The 19,474-nt window shown below is 69.4% G+C and carries 22 protein-coding genes, 1 tRNA gene and 1 riboswitch; of the genes, 7 read left to right on the top strand and 16 right to left on the bottom strand.

The window, feature by feature from the left end:
- Positions 1-5: 5 nt before the first annotated feature.
- The 3 genes from N5I75_RS21050 to N5I75_RS21040 are packed head-to-tail and all read right to left on the bottom strand — an operon-like array spanning position 6 to position 2,654.
- Positions 6-998 (bottom strand): ABC transporter ATP-binding protein, encoded by a 993-nt coding sequence (locus N5I75_RS21050; protein WP_476679568.1) that lies wholly within the window; start codon positions 996-998, stop codon positions 6-8.
- Positions 999-1,024: 26 nt separating this feature from the next.
- Positions 1,025-1,789 (bottom strand): ABC transporter permease, encoded by a 765-nt coding sequence (locus tag N5I75_RS21045; protein ID WP_476679567.1) that lies wholly within the window; start codon positions 1,787-1,789, stop codon positions 1,025-1,027.
- A 52-nt stretch (positions 1,790-1,841) separates the two neighbouring features.
- On the bottom strand, positions 1,842-2,654 hold the full coding sequence (locus tag N5I75_RS21040; protein ID WP_476679426.1) for an ABC transporter permease: 813 nt from the start codon (positions 2,652-2,654) through the stop codon (positions 1,842-1,844).
- Between the two features lie 143 nt (positions 2,655-2,797).
- Here N5I75_RS21040 and N5I75_RS21035 point away from each other — a divergent pair, with 143 nt between their 5' ends.
- Positions 2,798-5,239 carry a transglycosylase domain-containing protein gene (locus N5I75_RS21035; protein WP_476679425.1) on the top strand — a complete coding sequence of 814 codons (2,442 nt, stop codon included), beginning with the start codon at positions 2,798-2,800 and terminating at the stop codon, positions 5,237-5,239.
- Here N5I75_RS21035 and sugE read toward each other — a convergent pair.
- The 3 genes from sugE to N5I75_RS21020 all read right to left on the bottom strand — a co-directional run bounded on the left by sugE (position 5,196) and on the right by N5I75_RS21020 (position 6,448).
- Entirely contained in the window at positions 5,196-5,516 is a 321-nt protein-coding gene (gene sugE, locus N5I75_RS21030; RefSeq protein ID WP_476679424.1) for a quaternary ammonium compound efflux SMR transporter SugE, read from the bottom strand. The genes N5I75_RS21035 and sugE overlap by 44 nt on opposite strands.
- Before the next feature lie 32 nt (positions 5,517-5,548).
- Positions 5,549-5,613: riboswitch (guanidine-III (ykkC-III) riboswitch) on the bottom strand.
- A 52-nt stretch (positions 5,614-5,665) separates the two neighbouring features.
- Positions 5,666-5,968, bottom strand: a complete 303-nt coding sequence (locus N5I75_RS21025; RefSeq protein WP_398202945.1) for a GroES family chaperonin — start codon at positions 5,966-5,968, stop codon at positions 5,666-5,668.
- Positions 5,969-6,100: 132 nt separating this feature from the next.
- Entirely contained in the window at positions 6,101-6,448 is a 348-nt protein-coding gene (locus N5I75_RS21020; protein WP_476679423.1) for a DUF3618 domain-containing protein, read from the bottom strand.
- 145 nt (positions 6,449-6,593) lie between these two features.
- Here N5I75_RS21020 and bcp point away from each other — a divergent pair, with 145 nt between their 5' ends.
- From bcp to N5I75_RS21005, 3 genes are all read left to right on the top strand, one after another.
- The gene (bcp, locus tag N5I75_RS21015; RefSeq protein ID WP_398202654.1) at positions 6,594-7,061 is read left to right on the top strand and encodes a thioredoxin-dependent thiol peroxidase; all 468 of its coding nucleotides are present in this window, start codon (positions 6,594-6,596) and stop codon (positions 7,059-7,061) included.
- A 145-nt stretch (positions 7,062-7,206) separates the two neighbouring features.
- Positions 7,207-8,712: a glycine betaine/L-proline transporter ProP gene (gene proP, locus N5I75_RS21010; protein ID WP_476679422.1), complete on the top strand. Its 1,506-nt coding sequence runs from the start codon at positions 7,207-7,209 to the stop codon at positions 8,710-8,712.
- A 79-nt stretch (positions 8,713-8,791) separates the two neighbouring features.
- Positions 8,792-8,875, top strand: a tRNA-Leu gene (locus tag N5I75_RS21005).
- 56 nt (positions 8,876-8,931) lie between these two features.
- Here N5I75_RS21005 and rdgB read toward each other — a convergent pair.
- The 4 genes from rdgB to N5I75_RS20985 all read right to left on the bottom strand — a co-directional run bounded on the left by rdgB (position 8,932) and on the right by N5I75_RS20985 (position 11,216).
- A complete protein-coding gene (gene rdgB / locus N5I75_RS21000; protein WP_476679421.1) occupies positions 8,932-9,537 on the bottom strand; it encodes an RdgB/HAM1 family non-canonical purine NTP pyrophosphatase in 606 nt (201 codons plus the stop codon).
- 41 nt (positions 9,538-9,578) lie between these two features.
- Positions 9,579-9,971, bottom strand: a complete 393-nt coding sequence (locus N5I75_RS20995; protein ID WP_476679420.1) for a hypothetical protein — start codon at positions 9,969-9,971, stop codon at positions 9,579-9,581.
- 163 nt (positions 9,972-10,134) lie between these two features.
- Complete coding sequence (gene rph, locus N5I75_RS20990; RefSeq protein WP_476679419.1) at positions 10,135-10,860, bottom strand: ribonuclease PH; 726 nt, start codon at positions 10,858-10,860, stop codon at positions 10,135-10,137.
- A gap of 122 nt (positions 10,861-10,982) precedes the next feature.
- Positions 10,983-11,216: a PTS sugar transporter subunit IIB gene (locus N5I75_RS20985; protein WP_394433673.1), complete on the bottom strand. Its 234-nt coding sequence runs from the start codon at positions 11,214-11,216 to the stop codon at positions 10,983-10,985.
- 234 nt (positions 11,217-11,450) lie between these two features.
- On the opposite strand from N5I75_RS20985, the gene N5I75_RS20980 reads away from it, so the two are divergent.
- Both N5I75_RS20980 and N5I75_RS20975 read left to right on the top strand, forming a co-directional pair.
- A complete protein-coding gene (locus tag N5I75_RS20980; RefSeq protein ID WP_476679418.1) occupies positions 11,451-12,734 on the top strand; it encodes a PTS transporter subunit EIIC in 1,284 nt (427 codons plus the stop codon).
- A 254-nt stretch (positions 12,735-12,988) separates the two neighbouring features.
- On the top strand, positions 12,989-14,251 hold the full coding sequence (locus N5I75_RS20975) for a PTS transporter subunit EIIC (protein WP_476679417.1): 1,263 nt from the start codon (positions 12,989-12,991) through the stop codon (positions 14,249-14,251).
- A gap of 84 nt (positions 14,252-14,335) precedes the next feature.
- Here N5I75_RS20975 and N5I75_RS20970 read toward each other — a convergent pair whose 3' ends face one another.
- Complete coding sequence (locus N5I75_RS20970) at positions 14,336-15,088, bottom strand: MBL fold metallo-hydrolase (RefSeq protein WP_476679416.1); 753 nt, start codon at positions 15,086-15,088, stop codon at positions 14,336-14,338.
- Positions 15,089-15,285: 197 nt separating this feature from the next.
- On the opposite strand from N5I75_RS20970, the gene N5I75_RS20965 reads away from it, so the two are divergent.
- Complete coding sequence (locus N5I75_RS20965) at positions 15,286-15,720, top strand: type II toxin-antitoxin system PemK/MazF family toxin (RefSeq protein ID WP_476679415.1); 435 nt, start codon at positions 15,286-15,288, stop codon at positions 15,718-15,720.
- An 88-nt stretch (positions 15,721-15,808) separates the two neighbouring features.
- On the opposite strand, the gene N5I75_RS20960 is transcribed toward N5I75_RS20965, so the two are convergent.
- The 5 genes from N5I75_RS20960 to N5I75_RS20940 form a co-directional block, all read right to left on the bottom strand.
- Positions 15,809-16,759 carry a PLP-dependent cysteine synthase family protein gene (locus N5I75_RS20960; protein ID WP_476679414.1) on the bottom strand — a complete coding sequence of 317 codons (951 nt, stop codon included), beginning with the start codon at positions 16,757-16,759 and terminating at the stop codon, positions 15,809-15,811.
- A gap of 17 nt (positions 16,760-16,776) precedes the next feature.
- Positions 16,777-17,055, bottom strand: coding sequence for a MoaD/ThiS family protein (locus N5I75_RS20955; RefSeq protein WP_476679413.1), 279 nt, complete (start codon positions 17,053-17,055; stop codon positions 16,777-16,779).
- 99 nt (positions 17,056-17,154) lie between these two features.
- Complete coding sequence (locus tag N5I75_RS20950) at positions 17,155-17,256, bottom strand: putative leader peptide (RefSeq protein WP_323179532.1); 102 nt, start codon at positions 17,254-17,256, stop codon at positions 17,155-17,157.
- Positions 17,257-17,346: 90 nt separating this feature from the next.
- Entirely contained in the window at positions 17,347-17,763 is a 417-nt protein-coding gene (locus N5I75_RS20945; protein ID WP_476679412.1) for a M67 family metallopeptidase, read from the bottom strand.
- Between the two features lie 86 nt (positions 17,764-17,849).
- A complete protein-coding gene (locus tag N5I75_RS20940; protein ID WP_476679411.1) occupies positions 17,850-19,286 on the bottom strand; it encodes an amino acid permease in 1,437 nt (478 codons plus the stop codon).
- Between the last annotated feature and the right edge of the window lie 188 nt (positions 19,287-19,474).

Raw genomic sequence — 19,474 nt, 5'->3', positions numbered from 1 at the left:
TCAGCCTACGGGCGCGGGCCCGTGACGGAAGCGTCCCTGGCATACATACGTGCGATCACGGCCTCGATGTCGGGCTCCCGCACCGAGAGGTCGACCAGCGGGCAGCGCTCCGCGACCGCCGCGACGAGCGGCGCCGCCGACCGGTCCGCCGGGAACGCCAGCCACTGCCGGGCGCCCTCCACCTTCACGACCCGAGCGAACTCGATGTCCAGCGGCGGCAGTTCGCGCTCCAGGTCGACGATGAGGGTCCGCTCGACCGCGCCGCCGCCGCCCGCCTGGTGCAGCCCTTCCAGCTCGCCGTCGTACATGAGCCTGCCGTGGTCGATGACCATGACGCGGCGGCACAACTGCTCGATGTCGGTGAGGTCGTGGGTGGTCAGGAGCACCGTGGTGCCCTTCTCCGCGTTCAGGTCCCGCAGGAAGCCGCGCACTTTGACCTTCGAGACGACGTCGAGGCCGATGGTCGGCTCGTCCAGGTACAGCACCTCGGGGTCGTGCAGGAGCGCCGCCGCGATGTCCCCGCGCATCCGCTGCCCGAGCGACAGCTGACGTACGGGGACCTCCAACAGGTCGGCCAGTTCGAGGAGTTCGACGCAGCGCGCCAGGTTCTCCTCGTACCGCTTGTCCGGGATCCGGTACATGCGGCGCATCAGCCGGTAGGAGTCGATCAGCGGCAGGTCCCACCAGAGCGTCGTGCGCTGCCCGAACACGACCCCTATGCGGTGCGCGAGGCGGCTGCGCTCGCGCGAGGGGTCGATGCCGGCGACCCGCAGCCGGCCCGCGCTCGGCGTCAGGATGCCGGTCAGCATCTTGATCGTGGTCGACTTCCCGGCCCCGTTCGGCCCGATGTAGCCGACCATCTCGCCGCGCGGCACGGTGAAGCTCAGCGAGTCGACGGCCCGTACGGTGCGCCGCTCGCGCCGCATGAAGCCCGCTTTGCGGCGTACGTCGAAGACCTTCTCGACGCCGTCCACCTCGATGAACGCCTTGTCCGTCACCCCTGCCACCCTGCCACCCTTCGAGTTCAGCTTCCGGTACTGCGGTACGCGCGCAGCGCCCCCCGCCACGCGAGCCCGGCCGCGCCCAGGCACGCCGCGGCGACGAGCGGCGGCGCGAACGCGAGCCACCGCGGCAGGTCGAGCGGGTAGGGGCGGCCGAGGATGTAGAGCGCGGGCAGCCAGTTCACGAAGGCGAGCGGCAGGATGAAGGTGACGCCGCGCAGCAGGTTGTCGCCGAAGACGGTCGGCGGGTAGGACAGCATGGCGTTGCCGCCGAACGTCGCCGCGTTCTGCACCTCGGCCGCGTCCTGCGCCACGATCTGGAAGGCCGCGCCCGCCATGAACACGGCGGAGAAGATCCCGGCGCCGCTGACCACGAGGACGGGGACGAGGAGCGCCTTCAGCGGAGTCCAGGCGACGTCCAGGACGATCAGCGACCCCACCATGACGACGAGGCTCTGGGTGATCCGGCCGAGGCGGCGCAGCGCGAACCGGTCGGCGCCGAGCTGGGCGAGCACGGGCGCGGGCCGGACCAGGAACGCGTCGAGGGTGCCGTCCCTGACGCGGTCGCCGAGCCGGCCGAGGGAGCCGGCGAGCAGGTCAGCGAGGCCGAAGGCGGCGCCCGCGGTCCCGTACAGGAAGGCGATCTCGGGCAGGGTGTAGCCGCCGAGCCGGTCCACCTGGGAGAACATCAGCAGAATGCCGACGAACTCCAGGCCGTTCAGGGCGAAGTTGCCGAAGGCCGTCATGAGGAAGGAGGCGCGGTAGGCCATCGTGGAGCGGATCCACATGGCGCTGATCAGGCGGTAGGCCCGTACTCCGGTGCGGATCCGGACGAGCGGTTCAACCACCCTGGACCACCACCCTCCGTGTGGCCGTCGCCTGCAGCAGGCGTCCCACGCCGAGCAGCGCCGCGGCCCACGCCGCCTGGAACAGCCAGCTGCCGAGCACCCCGCGCCCGCCGTGCGTGCCCATCAGGACGTCGGCGGGCACCTGGAGCAGCGCCGACCAGGGCAGGAGGCGGGCGATGTCGCCGATGGCACCGGGGAAGACGTTGAGCGGGAGCAGCATCCCGCAGAAGAACGTGGCGGTGACGCCGTACATCTGGGCGACTCCGCTCACGTCCATCAGCCAGAACGCCGACATCGCGACGAGGTAGCGCAGCGCGAAGCTGACCAGCATCCCGAGGAGGACGGAGACGAGGAAGGCGAGCCAGGTCGACGCGTCCGCGGGCAGCGCGAGGTCGAAGACGAGGGCGCCGATCGCCATGGGCACGACGCCGCGCCCGAGCAGCTGGAACACCGCCCGCCCCAGGTCCTGCGCCAGCCACCAGCACTGCAGGTCGGCCGGGCGGTAGAGGTCGACGGCGATGTCACCGGTGCGGATCCGCGCCGCCAGCTCGGCCTCGAACCCGGAGGGCACGCCGAGCATCATTACGGAGAACATGGCCTGGCCGACCCAGACGAAGGTGAGCGCCTGCGCCTGGTCGTAGCCGCCGAGGTGGGGGCGCTCGTCCCACAGCGCGATGTAGGTGCAGGCGATGATCAGCCCGAAGACGGTGTTGGTGAAGACCCCGGCGAAGGTCGCTCCGCGATAGGTGGCGTAGCGCCGGAAGGCCCCGGCGGCGACGGCGGCGTACAGCCGTACTGCGTGCATCCCGTCCCCTGTTCTCGGCCGAAGCGCAGGAGCTTAGTCCAGTGCGGGCTCCGCCTGCCACGCATTTTCGGTGGGATGTAGGAGGCTTATGTGTCATACGAGGCGAACGTGACGTACGACGCGAATCAGGAGTTCCCCAGGGCATGAGCAGCGACGCGTCCCCGCCGGAGGGCACGAAGGACGAGGAGAACGAGCAGAGCGAGGAGCACGGGGAGAGCGAGGAGCACGGGGAGAGCGAGGAGCACCGGGAGAACGAGAAGGACGCGGGGGCCAAGCGCGGGCGGCCCCGGCGCACCGGCTGGCGGCGGCTGATCCCCACGTGGCGGATGCTGCTCGGCGGGCTGGTCCTCGCCGTCCTGCTGTGCGTGGGCCTGTTCGCGCTCGGCTACCACCTCGTGCACATCCCGGCCGCCAACTCGACCGCGACGGCCCAGTCGAACGTGTACCTGTACGCCGACGGCACCCAGATCGCCCGCGACGGCGAGATCAACCGCGAGAACGTACGGCTCGCCCAGATCCCGAAGCGGACCCAGCGCGCCGCGCTCGCCGCCGAGGACCGCGACTTCTACAGCGAGTCCGCCGTCGACCCGCAGGCGATGCTGCGCGCGGCCTGGAACACGGTCACCGGCAAGGGCAAGCAGTCCGGCTCGACGATCACGCAGCAGTACGTGAAGAACTACTACCTGGCGCAGGAGCAGACGGTCACGCGCAAGGTGAAGGAGTTCTTCATCTCCATCAAGCTCGACCGCGAGCAGTCCAAGGACGACATCCTGGAGGGCTACCTCAACACGAGCTACTTCGGGCGCAACGCGTACGGCATCCAGGCCGCGGCCCAGGCGTACTACGGCGTCGACGTGGAGAAGCTGACGGTCGCCCAGAGCGCCTACCTGGCCGCCCTCCTGAACGCTCCCAGCTCCTACGACGTGGTCACGCACCCGGAGAACAAGGCGCGCGCCGTCGCCCGCTGGAACTACGTCCTGGACGGCATGGTCAAGGAGCGGTGGCTGTCCACCACGGAGCGCTCCGCGCTGGAGTTCCCGGTCCCGGACGAGGAGAAGGGCGCCGCGGGCCTGTCCGGGCAGCGCGGTTACGTCGTCCAGGCCGTGAAGGACGCGATCACCGGCCAGGGCATCCTCGACGAGGACACGCTCGCGTCCGGCGGCTACCGCATCACGACCACCCTGCAGAGGAAGAAGCAGGACGCGTTCGTGGCCGCCGTCGACGACCAGCTGATGGCGAAGGTCGACAGAAAGGGCCGCAAGGCCGACCGCAACGTGCGCGCGGGCGGCGCCGCCATCGACCCCGCCACCGGCAAGGTCCTCGCGATGTACGGCGGCATCGACTACACGAAGCAGTACGTGAACAACGCGACACGCCGCGACTACCAGGTCGGTTCCACGTTCAAGCCGTTCGTGTTCGCGTCCGCCGCGCAGAACGGCGCGACCACGCAGGACGGCCGCGCCATCGATCCGGACACCGAGTACGACGGCACCAACAAGCGGCCCGTGCAGGGCTGGAAGGGCGGCCCGTACGCGCCCGAGAACGAGGACGGGCGCAGCTACGGCCGCATCACCGTCGGCACCGCCACCGACAAGTCGGTGAACGCCGTGTACGCGCAGATGGCCGTCGACGTCGGCCCGGCGGCGGTCAGGCGGACGGCGATCGCCCTCGGCCTGCCGCGGAACACGCCCGACCTCAACCCGTACCCCTCGATCGCGCTCGGCACGGCCACCGCCAGCGTCCTCGACATGACCAAGGCGTACGCCACGCTCGCCAACCACGGCAGGCGGACCACGTACACGCTGCTCGGCTCCATCACGAAGGACGGCACCGCCGTCGAACTGCCGAAGGCGAGCACCCGGCAGGTCGTCGACCGGGCGGCCGCCGACGCCACCACCTCGGTGCTGCGCTCCGTCGTCGAGGGCGGCACCGGCACCGCCGCCCGCGCCGCCGGACGGCCCGCCGCCGGAAAGACGGGCACCGCCGAGGAGGACCAGGCCGCCTGGTTCGCGGGGTACACCCCGGACCTGGCGACCGTCGTCTCGGTCATGGGCCAGAACCCGGACACCGGCGCACACACCCCGCTCTACGGGGTCGGGGGCCAGCCGCGCGTCAACGGCGGCGGCTTCCCCGCGCAGATCTGGGCCCAGTTCACGAAGAAGGCCCTGGCGGGCAGCGCGCCGGCCGACTTCGACCTCGAAGGCGTGGACGACGACCCGGAGCGCACCACCGCCCCGTCCGCGACCGCCCCCTCGGCCACCGGCTCCGCGCCCGCCTCCTCCCCCGGCGAGTCCGACACCGGGACGTCGAGCCCCAGCGGCACGGACAGCGCGGACAGTACGGACGGCGCCGAGGACCGGGGCGCCTCGCAAGGCGAGACCGGGAACCCGACGCAGGGCCGGACGGACGGCACGGCGGACGACGGCGGCCCCGAGGACGGCGGCGGCGCCTTCGACAACGCGCCGGGCATGGACGGCGCCGACCTGGGCGGCGTCACCGGCGAGGGCGGCGCCCCCGACGGTGACGGCGGCGCCGGGCCGCTCAGTGACCTGACGTCGCCTTCAAGCCGACGATGGCCACAATGAGCAGCGCGATGAAGAAGACGCGGGCGGCCGTGGCCGGTTCGCCGAGGATCAGCATCCCGACGATGGCCGCGCCCGCCGCGCCGATGCCCACCCACACGCCGTACGCGGTACCGATGGGCAGGGTCTTCGCCGCGTAGGACAGCAGCATCATGCTGGCGACGATCCCGGCGCCGGTGAACAGGCTCGGCCACAGCCGGGTGAAGCCGTCCGTGTACTTCATGCCGATCGACCAGGCGACCTCGAGAAGTCCGGCGATCACGATCAGGATCCAGGCCATGACTGGCACCTCCGTCAGTGGTTCTCAACAGGGGTGCGTCGTCTTTGCGTAGCCCGGTACGGCGCGTCTCGTCGGGTCTGATCCACGATAGCAAAGCACGAACGGGAACGGACAAAACGCCCAAACGGGCTACTTGGGAGGAGGTGGGGCTACAGGTACAGCCCCGTCGAGTCCTCCGAGCCCTCGAAGCGGTCGGCGGCCACCGCGTGCAGGTCCCGCTCGCGCATCAGCACGTACGCGGTCCCGCGCACCTCGACCTCCGCCCGGTCCTCCGGGTCGTAAAGCACCCGGTCACCGGCCTCCACCGTCCGCACGTTCTGCCCGACCGCGACCACCTCGGCCCAGGCGAGGCGCTTGCCGACCGCCGCCGTCGCGGGGATCAGGATGCCGCCGCCGCTGCGCCGCTCGCCCTCCGAGGTGTCCTGGCGGACGAGCACGCGGTCGTGCAGCATGCGGATCGGCAGCTTGTCGTCGTGTGGGGTGCTGGGCAAATCCTTCTTGGCGCTCACGGCGACGAACCTACCTGCCTCACGGCCCCTTGTACGCCTCCGGGTCGGCCCCGGTCGTCCGCCGCCGCCCGCCGATCAGCCCTTGCGGCGCTTCGTGGTCACCGTGACGAGCCCGACGAGCCCGACCACGACGAGCGCGGCGGGCACGATCCGGCCCAGGCGCGGCGCGCCGTCCTCGGCCACGAACTGGCTCTTCACGTCCGAGACGAGCCGGTTGGCACCGACGTACGCCCGTCCGAGGGTGTGATCGACGTTCGACGCCAGCCTGGCCTTCGCGTCGCCGACGATCGTCTTCGGGTGCACCCGCACCCCGATCTCGTCGAGCGTCTCGGCCAAGGTCTCGCGGCGGCGCTTGATGTCCGCCTCGATCTGCGCCGACGTCCGCGTGTCCGGCGTATCCGACGTCTCTGACGTGTCCGACACCGCGCTGCCTCCGTGGTCGCTGTGCATCCGCTTGCTGTCCTGGGTTACGGCTGGGGGACAGTCTGTCAGCTAAGCGCCGACACCACCCCACGGCACCCCTATTACCCTCGTGCCAAACCCCACCCGTGAGGAGATCACGAGCGACATGAGTGAGCGACTGCAGCCCGGCGACACCGCGCCCGCCTTCACCCTGCCCGACGCCGACGGCAACGAGGTCTCCCTCGCCGACCACAAGGGCCGCAAGACCATCGTCTACTTCTACCCGGCCGCGCTCACCCCCGGCTGCACCAAGCAGGCCTGCGACTTCACCGACAACCTCGACCTGCTCGCCGGGGCGGGCTACGACGTCATCGGCGTGTCGCCCGACAAGCCGGAGAAGCTCGCCAAGTTCCGCGAGCAGGAGAACCTCAAGGTCACGCTGGTCGGCGACCCGGAGAAGAAGGTCCTCGAGGCGTACGGGGCCTTCGGGGAGAAGAAGCTGTACGGGAAGGTCGTCACCGGGGTCATCCGCTCGACGGTCGTCGTGGACGAGGACGGCAAGGTCGAGCACGCCTTCTACAACGTGAAGGCGACCGGCCACGTGGCGAAGATCATCAAGGACCTGGGCATCTGACGGGTTCCGGGCACCGCACCCGGGTAAGCGGGCGGCCGGCGCTGTGACGAAAGTCCCCTCACCGGGGACTTCCGTTTGCGATCGTCACCATCGAGCAAGTGATCCCTTCGGAAGTGTTTGAAGTCCAGAGAAGGGACCAACCGCCATGTCCAGCGACACCGAGGAAGGGCAGACACTGCCCGACCCGGAGGCGGTCAAGCGTCACCGGGCGCTGTTCCGCGCTGTCAGACGGCGCAAGAACCCGCCCCTGCGCCGCACCGACATCACCGTCACCGACGACGCGGCGGTGAAGCGGGCGGTCAAGGCGGCCTCGCTCGGCAACGCCATGGAGTGGTTCGACTTCGGGATCTACTCCTACCTCGCGGTCACCATCGGCCACGTCTTCTTCCCTTCCGGGAACGACACGGTCCAGCTGATCTCGTCGTTCGCGACCTTCGCCGTGTCGTTCCTCGTCCGCCCGATCGGCGGCATGGTGTTCGGCCCGATGGGTGACAAGATCGGCCGCAAAAAGGTTCTGGCGATGACGATGATCCTGATGGCGATCGGCACCTTCGCCATCGGCCTGATCCCGTCCTACGCCACGATCGGCTTCTGGGCCCCGGTCCTGCTGATCCTCTTCCGCCTGGTCCAGGGCTTCTCCACCGGCGGCGAGTACGGCGGCGCGTCCACGTTCATCGCCGAGTACGCGCCCGACAAGCGGCGCGGCTACTTCGGCAGCTTCCTGGAGTTCGGCACGCTCGCGGGGTACGTCGGCGCCGCGGGCCTGGTCACCCTCCTCACCACCATCCTCGGCAGCGACGGCATGGAGTCCTGGGGCTGGCGCGTCCCGTTCCTCGTCGCGGGCCCGATCGGCCTCGTCGGCCTCTACCTGCGGCTGAGGCTGGACGAGACCCCGGCCTTCCAGAAGCTGGAGGACAACTCCGCGCACAAGGCGACGGAAGCGGCGTCCACGGTCGAGACCACCGCCAAGGGCGACCTCGCCAAGATCTTCCGCGACTACTGGCCGACGCTCATCCTCTGCATCTGCCTCGTCGGCGCGTACAACATCACCGACTACATGCTCCTCTCCTACATGCCGACCTACCTGTCGGACGAGATGGGCTACTCCGAGGCGCACGGCCTCCTCATCCTCATCGCGACGATGATCGTCCTGATGTGCATCATCAGCCAGGTCGGCAAGCTCTCCGACCGCTTCGGCCGCAAGCCGCTCCTCATGACCGGCATGCTCGGCTTCCTCATCACCTCGATCCCGGCGTTCCTCCTGGTCAAGAACGGCGCCCTGTGGGCCGTCTCGATCGGCATGCTGCTGCTCGGCCTCTCCCTGGTCTGCATGCTCGGCACCATGTCGGCGGCGCTCCCCGCGCTCTTCCCGACCCAGGTCCGCTACGGCTCCCTCTCGGTCGGCTACAACCTCTCCGCCTCGATCTTCGGCGGCACGACCCCGCTGGTGATCACGGCCCTCATCTCCTGGGCCGGCACCGACATGATGCCCGCGTACTACGCGATGGCCGCGGCCCTGGTCGGCGTCATCGCGGTCGCCTGCATGAAGGAAACGGCCCAGAAGCCCCTGGACGGCTCCCCGCCCTCGGTGGAGACCCACGAGGAGGCAGCGGAAATGGTGGAGAACCAGGCTCCGGCACCGAGGTTCTGACCTTTCGGCCGTACCGCGACTGCGCCGCCGTACACTGACGAGGCGGCATGTGCCGGGAAGGCGCAATGTCCGTTTAGTCGCGGTCGTGGTGGAATTGGCAGTCACGTCGGGTTTAGGTCCCGGTGGGAGAAATCCCGTGAGGGTTCGAGTCCCTCCGACCGCACGCAGAAGGGGCGCTCCCGTACGGGAGCGCCCCTCTTCATATGCCTAGGGGCTCGCTCAGCCCACCAGCTCCCGCACCGCAGGTACCAGCGCCCGGAACGCCTTCCCCCGGTGGGAGATCGCGTTCTTCTCGTCCGGGGTCAGTTCCGCGCACGTACGGGTGTCGCCCTCGACCTGGAGGATCGGGTCGTAGCCGAAGCCGTTCGTGCCCGAGGGGGCGTGGCGGAGGGTGCCGCGGAGGTGGCCCTCGACGACGCGTTCGGTGCCGTCGGGCAGGGCGAGGGCCGCCGCGCAGGCGAAGTGGGCCGCGCGGTGGTCGTCCTCGTCGATGTCGCCGAGCTGGGCGAGGAGGAGGTCGAGGTTGGCCTTGTCGTCGCCGTGGCGTCCTGCCCAGCGGGCGGAGAAGATGCCGGGGGCGCCGCCGAGGACGTCGACGCAGAGACCGGAGTCGTCGGCGACGGCGGGCAGGCCGGTGGCCTTGGCGAGGGCGTGCGCCTTGAGCAGGGCGTTCTCGGCGAAGGTGACACCGGTCTCGCGGACGTCCGGGATGTCGGGGTAGGCGTCCGCGCCGACGAGGTCGTGGGGCAGCCCGGCGTCGGCGAGGATGGAGCGGAGTTCGACGATCTTGCCGTTGTTGCGGGTGGCGAGGATGAGGCGGGTCATGCCCTCCAGTATCGCCGCCACCACTGTCGCGACCCGGCGGGCTACGGCGTGCAGACCTTCGTCAGTTCACCCGCCGCGTCCGTGACCGGGGTGACGTCCGGGGTCTCGTCGCCGTTCCTGATGGCCGTACGGACGTTGTCCACGGCCTTGTTGAGGTCGCCGACCGCCTTGGACACGTCGGCGTTGTCGGTCTTGTCGCCGATCTCGTCGAGGTTGGTGTCGATGGAGGCGAGGGCCTCGTCCGCCTGGCCGGGGTCGTTCGCCGCGTTCTCGACGGCCTGCTGGAGGTCGGTGACGCTGTCGGCGATGGCGTCGGCGGTCTGGACGCAGTCGAGGGCCTTGTCGACGGCGGAGCAGCCGACGGCGGCCGGGACCGCGATCAGCGCCGCGGCGGCGACGGTTACGGCGATACGGCGGTGGCGGCGCGCGGCCATGGAACGGTCCTCCCCTGAAGTACGGACGGGTGGACGGCGGTCGCTGTCGCGGCGCCGGCCGCTGTCGCGTGCCGTCCACCCGTACGTAGTGACGCGGTTGGCGGTGCGGTGGTTGCCGCCACGCTTGGGGGTTTCTTTACCTGGATCGGGCGGAGGGCCCGCCTTACAGGCCGAGCGCCTTGCGCTGGGCCTCCGCCAGCTCGTCGCAGCCCGCGACCGCCAGGTCCAGGAGGGCGTTGAGCTCGGCGCGGTCGAACGGCTCGGCCTCGGCGGTGCCCTGGACCTCGACGAAGCGGCCGTCGCCGGTGCAGACGACGTTCATGTCGGTGTCGGCCTTGACGTCCTCCTCGTAGCGGAGGTCGAGGAGCGGGACGCCGCCGACGATGCCGACGGAGACGGCGGAGACGGTGCCGGTGAGCGGCTTGCGCCCGGCCTTGATCAGCTTCTTGCCCTGGGCCCAGGAGACGGCGTCGGCGAGGGCGACGTAGGCACCGGTGATGGCGGCGGTGCGGGTGCCGCCGTCGGCCTGGAGGACGTCGCAGTCGAGGACGACGGTGTTCTCGCCGAGCGCCTTGTAGTCGATGACGGCGCGCAGCGAGCGGCCGATGAGGCGGCTGATCTCGTGGGTGCGGCCACCGATCTTGCCGCGGACGGACTCGCGGTCGCCGCGGGTGTTGGTGGCGCGGGGCAGCATCGAGTACTCGGCCGTGACCCAGCCTTCGCCGCTGCCCTTGCGCCAGCGGGGGACGCCCTCGGTGAAGGAGGCGGTGCAGAGAACCTTGGTGTCGCCGAAGGAGACGAGGACGGAGCCCTCGGCGTGCTTGCTCCAGCCGCGTTCGATGGTGATCGGGCGGAGCTGTTCGGGCGTGCGGCCGTCGATGCGAGACATGGGGCGAGCCTATCGGGCCGGTCGGGCCCGCCCGGCACGGAGACGCGGAAGGCCGCCTGCCCCTGGTGCGGTGGGGCGGCGGCCTTCGCGGTGACCCGTGCGCGAGCCTCCTCACGGGAGGGTCACATCATGTCTTCGATGTCCGCGGCGATCGGGTCCGCGTCCGTGCCGATGACGACCTGGATGGCGGTGCCCATCCGCACGACGCCGTGGGCGCCGGCGGCCTTCAGCGCGGCGTCGTCGACCAGGTCCGCGTCCTTGACCTCGGTGCGCAGGCGGGTGATGCAGCCCTCGACCTCTTCGATGTTGTCGATGCCGCCGAGCCCGGCAACGATCTTCTCAGCCTTGCTGGCCATTTCGTTCTCCCTGTTGTTCACAAGCCTGACACCGGGCCCGCCGTATGGGCCGCGATGTCACGGTAACCCACGGTTGGCCCATCTTCGCGGGCGTTGGTCCCGCTCGTGCCGAAAGATGACGAGCGAAGACCAGCCGGTGGAGCGAGCCGCTCCGCGACTGGTCTACACCAGTTTCCAACGGCCGCCAAACGTGGCTTGTTCCGGGAGGACGCCCATGCCAGGAAGAGGACGCCCATGAGTGCGAACGCCGCCGCCGCGTCCGGACCGAGCCCCTGGCAGAACTTCTTCCAGGGGCTCCAGAAGATGGGGCGCAGCCTGCAGCTGCCCATCGCGGTGCTGCCGGCCGCCGGCATCGTCAACCGGCTCGGCCAGCCGGACGTCTTCGGCGACGACGGGCTCGGCTGGACGAACGTGGCCAAGGTCTTCGCGGGCGCGGGCGGCGCGCTGCTCGACGCCGATCTCGGGCTGCCGCTGCTGTTCTGCATCGGTGTCGCGATCGGCATGGCGCGCAAGGCGGACGGTTCGACGGCGCTGGCGGCGGTGGCGGGGTTCCTCGTCTACCGGGGCGTGTTGCACCAGTTCCCGCAGGACTGCCCGGACGGCGCGAAGTCGGTGGCGACGGGGTGTCAGGGCGCGGACGGCGTCGTCGCCGCGTTCACGTACCAGAACCCGGGGGTGTTCGGCGGCATCATCATGGGGTTCCTGGCGTCGTTCTTCTGGGTCCGCTACCACCGTACGAAGCTGGTGTCGTGGCTCGGCTTCTTCAACGGGCGCCGGCTCGTCCCGATCATCATGGCGTTCGTCGGCATCCTCTTCGCGGTGCTCTGCCTGTGGATCTGGCCGCCGATCGGTGACGGCCTGGAGAGCTTCTCCAACTGGCTGCAGGACCTCGGCGCGGTCGGCTCCGGCATCTTCGGCGTCGCCAACCGTTCGCTGCTCGTGATCGGTCTGCATCAGTTCCTGAACGTGCCGCTGTGGTTCCAGTTCGGCTCGTACACGAAGCCGGACGGCACGACGGTGCACGGTGACATCAACATGTTCCTGTCGGGTGATCCGTCCGCGGGCATCTACCAGACGGGCTTCTTCCCGATCATGATGTTCGCGCTTCCGGCGGCGTGTCTCGCGATGTACCACTGTGCGCGGCCGGAGCGGCGCAAGGCGGTCGGCGGCATGATGCTGTCGCTGGCGCTGACGTCGTTCGTCACGGGGATCACCGAGCCGATCGAGTACTCGTTCGTCTTCATCGCGCCGGTGCTTTACGCGATCCACGCGGTGCTGACCGGTGTCTCGATGGCGGTGACGTGGGGGCTCGGGGTGAAGGACGGGTTCAGCTTCTCCGCCGGGCTCATCGACTACCTGATCAACTGGAGCCTCGCGACGAAGCCGTGGCTGATCATTCTGATCGGGCTGTGTTTCGCGGTCGTCTACTACGTGGTCTTCCGGTTCGCGATCACGAAGTTCGACCTGAAGACACCGGGCCGCGAGCCGGAGGAAGAGGTCGAGGACGTCACGAAGTAGGCGCTGCCGCACCGCCTGAGAGGCCCCCGGACCACTGGTCCAGGGGCCTTTTCCGGTGCCCGGCGCAGGCCCGGAGCACGTTTGAGCCGAAGCGGACGCATATGTTCCACACCACAGTTTGAGCGGGTTCCTTATCTCGCCTTCACCGTGTTACAACAGGTCTACACCACTGAGTGGTGTAGACCATCTGGCTGCTGCCCTCCCCCTTCTTTCCTTTCCGTCCCCGGCAGCACCCCAGCACGTGGAGGAAGTTCATGAGCACCGCCAGCGCTACGGCGGCCCCCGCAAAGAAGCGGGGATCCGGCCTGTTCCAGGGCCTCCAGAAGGTGGGCCGCAGCCTGCAGCTGCCGATCGCGGTCCTGCCGGCCGCCGGCATCATGGTGCGCCTCGGCCAGAACGACATCTTCGGCGAGGACGGCCTCGGCTGGGACAAGGTCGCCGCCGTCTTCAACAACGCCGGTGGCGCCATCACCGGCAGCCTGCCGATCCTGTTCTGCATAGGCGTGGCCATCGGCTTCGCCAAGAAGGCCGATGGCTCGACGGCGCTCGCCGCGCTCGTCGGCTTCCTCGTCTACAGCAAGGTCCTCCAGGCCTTCCCGGTCACCGACGCCGTCGTCAACACGACCGCCAACAAGGGTGTCGACGTCGCCGCGACCTACAACGACCCGGGTGTCCTCGGCGGCATCATCATGGGTCTGCTCGCCGCGGTGTTCTGGCAGCGGTTCCACCGCACCAAGCTCGTCGACTGGCTCGGGTTCTTCAACGGCCGCCGCCTCGTCCCGATCATCATGGCCTTCGTCGGCATCGTCGCCGGCGTCTTCTTCGGCCTGGTCTGGGAGCCCATCGGCAACGGCATCACGCACTTCGGCAACTGGATGACCGATCTCGGCTCCGGTGGCGCGGCCCTCTTCGGCGGCGTCAACCGCGCGCTGATCCCGGTCGGCATGCACCAGTTCGTGAACACCGTCTCCTGGTTCCAGCTCGGCGACTTCACCAACTCCGCGGGCGAGGTCATCCACGGCGACATCCCGCGCTTCCTCGCCGGTGACCCGTCCGCCGGTATGTTCCAGGCCGGCTTCTTCCCGATCATGATGTTCGGTCTGCCCGCCGCCGCCATCGCGATGGCCCACTGCGCCCGCCCGGAGCGCCGCAAGGCCGTGATGGGCATGATGGTCTCGCTCGCCCTGACGTCCTTCGTGACCGGTGTGACCGAGCCGATCGAGTTCTCGTTCATGTTCATCGCGCCGATCCTCTATGTGCTCCACGCGCTGCTCACCGCGGCGTCCATGGCCATCACCTGGGGCCTCGGCGTGCACGACGGCTTCAACTTCTCGGCCGGTGCCATCGACTACGCGCTGAACTGGAACCTGGCGACCAAGCCATGGCTGATCATCCCGATCGGCCTGGTCTTCGCGGTCATCTACTACGTGGTGTTCCGCTTCGCGATCCTCAAGTTCGACCTCAAGACCCCGGGCCGCGAGCCCGAGGAGGAGATCGAGGACCTCACCAAGGCGTGAGCACCTCCCCTGCCTGACAAAGGCTTACGAACGAAGGCCCGGAACCGTCTCGGTTCCGGGCCTTCGTTCGTGTCTGCCGCCGCGTCAGAGCTCGTACGTCGCCCCCGCCACCGCCAGCTCCACCGGACCGTCGTACACGCCGCGCGCGTCCACCAGGTTGACCTGGGGGTCCGTCCACGGGGGGATGTGAGTGAGGACCAGTTTGCGGGCGCCGGAGCGCTGGGCCGACTCGCCCGCCTCGCGGCCGTTGAGGTGCAGCTCGGGGATGTTCTCCTTGCCGTGCGTGAACGCGGCCTCGCACAGGAACAGGTCGCTGTCCGCGGCCAGTTCGTCGAGCGCCGCGCACGGCCCGGTGTCACCCGAGTACGTCAGGGAGCGCCCGCCGTGCTCGACACGGATCGCGTACGACTCCACCGGGTGGCAGACCTTCTCCATCCGTACGGAGAACGGCCCGATCTCGTACGAGCCCGGCTTCACGGTGTGGAAGTCGAAGACCTCGCTGAACGCGGAGGCCGAGGGCGTGTCCGCGTGCGCGGTGGTCAGCCGGTGCTCGGTGCCCTCGGGACCGTAGACCGGGATCGGGTCGCAACGGCCGCCGTCGTGGCGGTAGTAGCGGACGACGAAGTACGCGCACATGTCGATGCAGTGGTCCGCGTGGAGATGACTGAGGAAGATGGCGTCGAGGTCGTAGAGACCACAGTGGCGCTGCAGCTCGCCAAGGGCGCCGTTGCCCATGTCGAGAAGCAGCCGGTAGCCGTCGGCCTCGACGAGGTAGCTCGAGCAGGCCGAATCCGCGGACGGGAACGACCCCGAGCAGCCGACGACGGTGAGCTTCATAAGAGCCGGAACCTCCGCGCTGGCGGTCGGAAAGCGGGTGGGGAACGGGACTGAGGGTCCGTCGAGCGTAAGGCGCGAAACGGCGGGTCGCTCCTCCGTCGCGGGCCGTTGTGGGCGAACTCACCTGCGCTGTCACCGGTTCGGGCGGCGTTCGCCCGGTGCGCGGCCCCGCGCGCCCCACCGGTACCGTCGTCTGCATGGACACGTCCTGGTGGCTCGCGCTGGCGGCCGTCGTGCTGCTCGCGCTGATCGCGACACTGGTCGACGGATGGGGCCGGGGTTCGCGACGGCGACGGCTTCGCTCCCCGTCCGCGGAGGTGCCCGGAGGGCCCCGGCCGGGAGAGATCTGGTGGGCGCTCGTGCCCTACGAGGACGGGCCCGGGGAGAAGGACCGGCCCTGCCTCGTCCTGTCCCTGCACGGCCGCACCGCGCTCGTCGCGAAGATCACCAGCCGGCATCACGAGGAGCGGCCCGGGGTGATCGCGTTGCCGCCCGGCACGGTCGATGACGTCCGGGGGCGGCGCAGCTATCTTGAGACCGATGAGCTGCGGGAAGTTCCTGTACGGGACTTTCGGCGGCGGGCCGGTGTGGTGGACTCGGCGCTCTGGCGCCGGGTGCGGCATCTGGGATAGCCCAGCTCGGCCCGGCTGGAGCCGAGGCCACGGGGCTCTGCCCCGGACCCCGCTCCTCAAACGCCGGAGGGGCTGATATTGGTGCTGGTCACGCCCAGAGCTGGCCGTGCAGGACCTCGATCGCCTCTTCCGTCGTCGCCGCCGTGTAGACGCCCGTCGACAGGTACTTCCAGCCACCGTCGGCGACCACGAACACGATGTCGGCGGACTCCCCCGCCTTGATCGCCTTCTTGCCGACGCCGATCGCGGCATGGAGCGCCGCGCCCGTGGAGACGCCCGCGAAGATGCCCTCCTGCTGGAGAAGGTCCCGGGTGCGGGTGACCGCGTCGGCGGAGCCGACGGAGAAGCGGGTGGTGAGGACGGAGGCGTCGTACAGCTCGGGGACGAAGCCCTCGTCGAGGTTGCGCAGGCCGTAGACGAGGTCGTCGTAGCGCGGCTCGGCTGCGACGATCTTGATGTCGGGCTTCTGCTCGCGCAGGTAGCGGCCGACGCCCATGAGGGTGCCGGTGGTGCCGAGGCCCGCCACGAAGTGGGTGACCGAGGGGAGGTCCGCGAGGATCTCGGGGCCGGTCGTGGCGTAGTGCGCGCCCGCGTTGTCCGGGTTGCCGTACTGGTAGAGCATCACCCAGTCGGGGTTCGACCCGGCCAGTTCCTTGGCGATGCGCACGGCCGTGTTGGAGCCGCCCGCGGCCGGTGAGGGGATGATCTCGGCGCCCCACATGGCGAGCAGGTCGCGCCGCTCCTGGGAGGTGTTCTCGGGCATGACGCAGACGATGCGGTAGCCCTTGAGGCGGGCGGCCATGGCGAGGGAGATGCCGGTGTTGCCCGAGGTGGGTTCGAGGATGGTGCAGCCGGGCGTGAGCCGCCCGTCCTTCTCGGCCTGCTCGATCATGTGGAGCGCGGGGCGGTCCTTGACGGAGCCGGTGGGGTTGCGGTCCTCCAGCTTCGCCCAGATCCGTACGTCCTCGGAGGGCGAGAGCCGCGGCAGGCGCACCAGAGGGGTGTTGCCCACCGCGGCCAGCGGACTGTCGTAACGCATAAGTCGCTACGTCCGGCTCAGCGCGCGCCGCCGGCCACGGCCGGCAGGATCGTGACGTTGTCGCCGTCGGTGAGCTTGGTCTTGATGCCGTCGAGGAAGCGGACGTCCTCGTCGTTCAGGTAGACGTTCACGAAGCGGCGCAGCTGGCCCCCGTCCACGATGCGGGCGGCGATCCCGGCGTGCCGGGTGTCCAGGTCGGCGAACAGCTCGGCGAGGTTGTCCCCGCTGCCCTCGACGGCCTTGGCGCCGTCGGTGTAGGTGCGGAGGATGGTCGGGATGCGGACCTCGATGGCCATGCTGGTGCTCCTGTCAGGAGTCGGAAGTCGTGTGGGTGGGCGCGCGGCGGCGCCCGGTACCGGCGGGCCGGCCGTACGCGGGGGTCGCGGGGTCGCGGTTCAGCGCGGACAGATGGCGCTGGCGAGGCGGCACAGGTCGACGTGCAGCCGCGCCACGAGCAGCATGCCCGGCGTCTTTTCGCTCACGTCGTGGGAAACCATGCGCTCATCGTAACGATTCCCGGTCGGGATCCCCGAGTGTGATCTCAGCATGCGGTCGGATTCCGTCCGGGGGTCGGGACAGCCCGTGCTTTACGCCGTGACCTCGACGTCTTCCTCCGTCACTTCGCCCTCGACGATGCGGAAGGAGCGGAACTGGAAGGGGCCCGCGTCGTCGGTGTCTGCGGTGGAGACGAGGACGTAGTGGGCGCCGGGTTCGTTGGCGTAGGTGATGTCGGTGCGCGAGGGGTACGCCTCGGTGGCGGTGTGCGAGTGGTAGATGATCACCGGCTCCTCGTCGCGGTCGTCCATCTCGCGGTAGAGCTTGAGGAGGTCGCCGGAGTCGAACTCGTAGAACGTGGGCGAGCGGGCCGCGTTCAGCATCGGGATGAAGCGCTCGGGGCGGCCTTCGCCGACCGGTCCCGCGACGACGCCGCACGCCTCGTCGGGGTGGTCGGCGCGGGCGTGTTCCACGATCCGGTCGAACAGGTCCTTCGAAATCGTCAGCATGCGGCCAGGATAAGCAGGTGGGCCGTCGCGTACCGGAGTGCGGTACGCGACGGCCCACCTGGTGAGACCCGGGTGATCGGACGCGATCAGGCCCGCTTGGCGAACGCCGCGCTCTGCGGGTTGCGCTTGCGCAGGAAGAAGTAGGAGACGCCGAGGATGACGCCCCAGACCGGGGCCGCGTAGAGGGAGACCCGGGCGTCCTTGTCGATGCCCATCATGACGATGACCATCGCGATGAACGCGAGCGAGAAGGCGCTCGCCCAGATGCCGCCCGGGGCGCGGAACTCGGACTTCGGCAGCTCCCCGCGGTCGGACTTCAGGCGGTAGCGGATCTGGCAGATCAGGATGACGATCCAGGCCCACATGCCGGAGATGGTGGCGAAGGAGACGACGTAGTTGAACGCCTCGCCGGGCCACTGGTAGTTGATCCAGACGCCGACCAGCATCATCGCGGCGGAGACGGACGTGCCGATGAGCGGCAGGCCGTTCTTGGTCAGCTTGGTGAAGAAGGACGGGCCCTGGCCGTTGAGCGCGAGGTCGCGCAGCATGCGGCCGGTGGAGTACATGCCCGAGTTGCAGGACGACAGGGCGGCGGTCAGCACGACGAAGTTGACGATGCCCGCGCCCGCGGCCAGGCCCATCTTCTCGAACGCGGCGACGAAGGGGCTGACGCCGGGCTGGAAGTTGGTCCACGGCACGACCGACAGGATCATGATCAGGGCGCCGACGTAGAAGACGGCGATGCGCCACGGCACGGTGTTGATGGCCTTGGGCAGGACCTTCTTCGGGTCCTTGGACTCACCGGCGGTGACGCCGACCAGCTCGACGGCGAGGAAGGCGAACATGACCATCTGGAGGGTCATGAGGGTGTTGCCGATGCCGTGCGGGAAGAAGCCGCCCTCGTCCCACAGGTGGGTGACGGACGCGGTGTCACCGGCGTCCGAGAAGCCGAGGGTGAGGATGCCGGCGCAGATCAGGATCATGCCGACGATGGCGGTGACCTTGACCATGGAGAACCAGAACTCCAGCTCACCGAAGAGCTTCACGGAGATCAGGTTGGCGCCGTAGAGGATGATCGTGAAGACGAGGGCGGACACCCATTGCGGGATGTCCCACCAGTACGTCATGTAGGTGGCGGCGGCGGTCACCTCGGTCATGCCGGTGATGACCCAGAACAGCCAGTAGGTCCAGCCGGTGACGAAGCCCGCGAAGGGGCCGATGAACTCGCGCGCGTACTCCGAGAAGGAGCCGGAGACGGGCCGGTACATGAGCAGCTCGCCGAGCGCCCGCATGATGAAGAAGATGACGAGGCCCGCGATGGCGTACGCGAGGATGAGGCTCGGGCCCGCCTTGGAGATGCCCTTGCCCGCGCCGAGGAAGAGGCCGGTCCCGATGGCGCCGCCGATGGCGATCATCTGGATCTGCCGGGAGCCGAGACCGCGGTGGTAGCCCTCGCTGCCCTCGGCCGGGTCGCTCACGGCCTCATTGCCGTCGTTGTGCTTGTCGACCTGCACTGAGGTCATGATGGTGCGCCTTTCTCCATGCCGATCCGTGCCGTGCGCGGCTCGGATCGACTGTGACGATCCTTGGGGCCTGGGCCCTGGATGGATGGAGCTGTGCCTACCGGCGGTCGGCCGGTAAGGGCGCCCCCGGCGGACAGGGGTGGCGTCCGTCGGGCGGTCGTGAAGATTTATCACGCCGTTCACGGTGC

The sequence above is a fragment of the Streptomyces sp. R818 genome (assembly GCF_056172735.1).
This window is presented reverse-complemented; position numbering and strand designations above follow the sequence as displayed.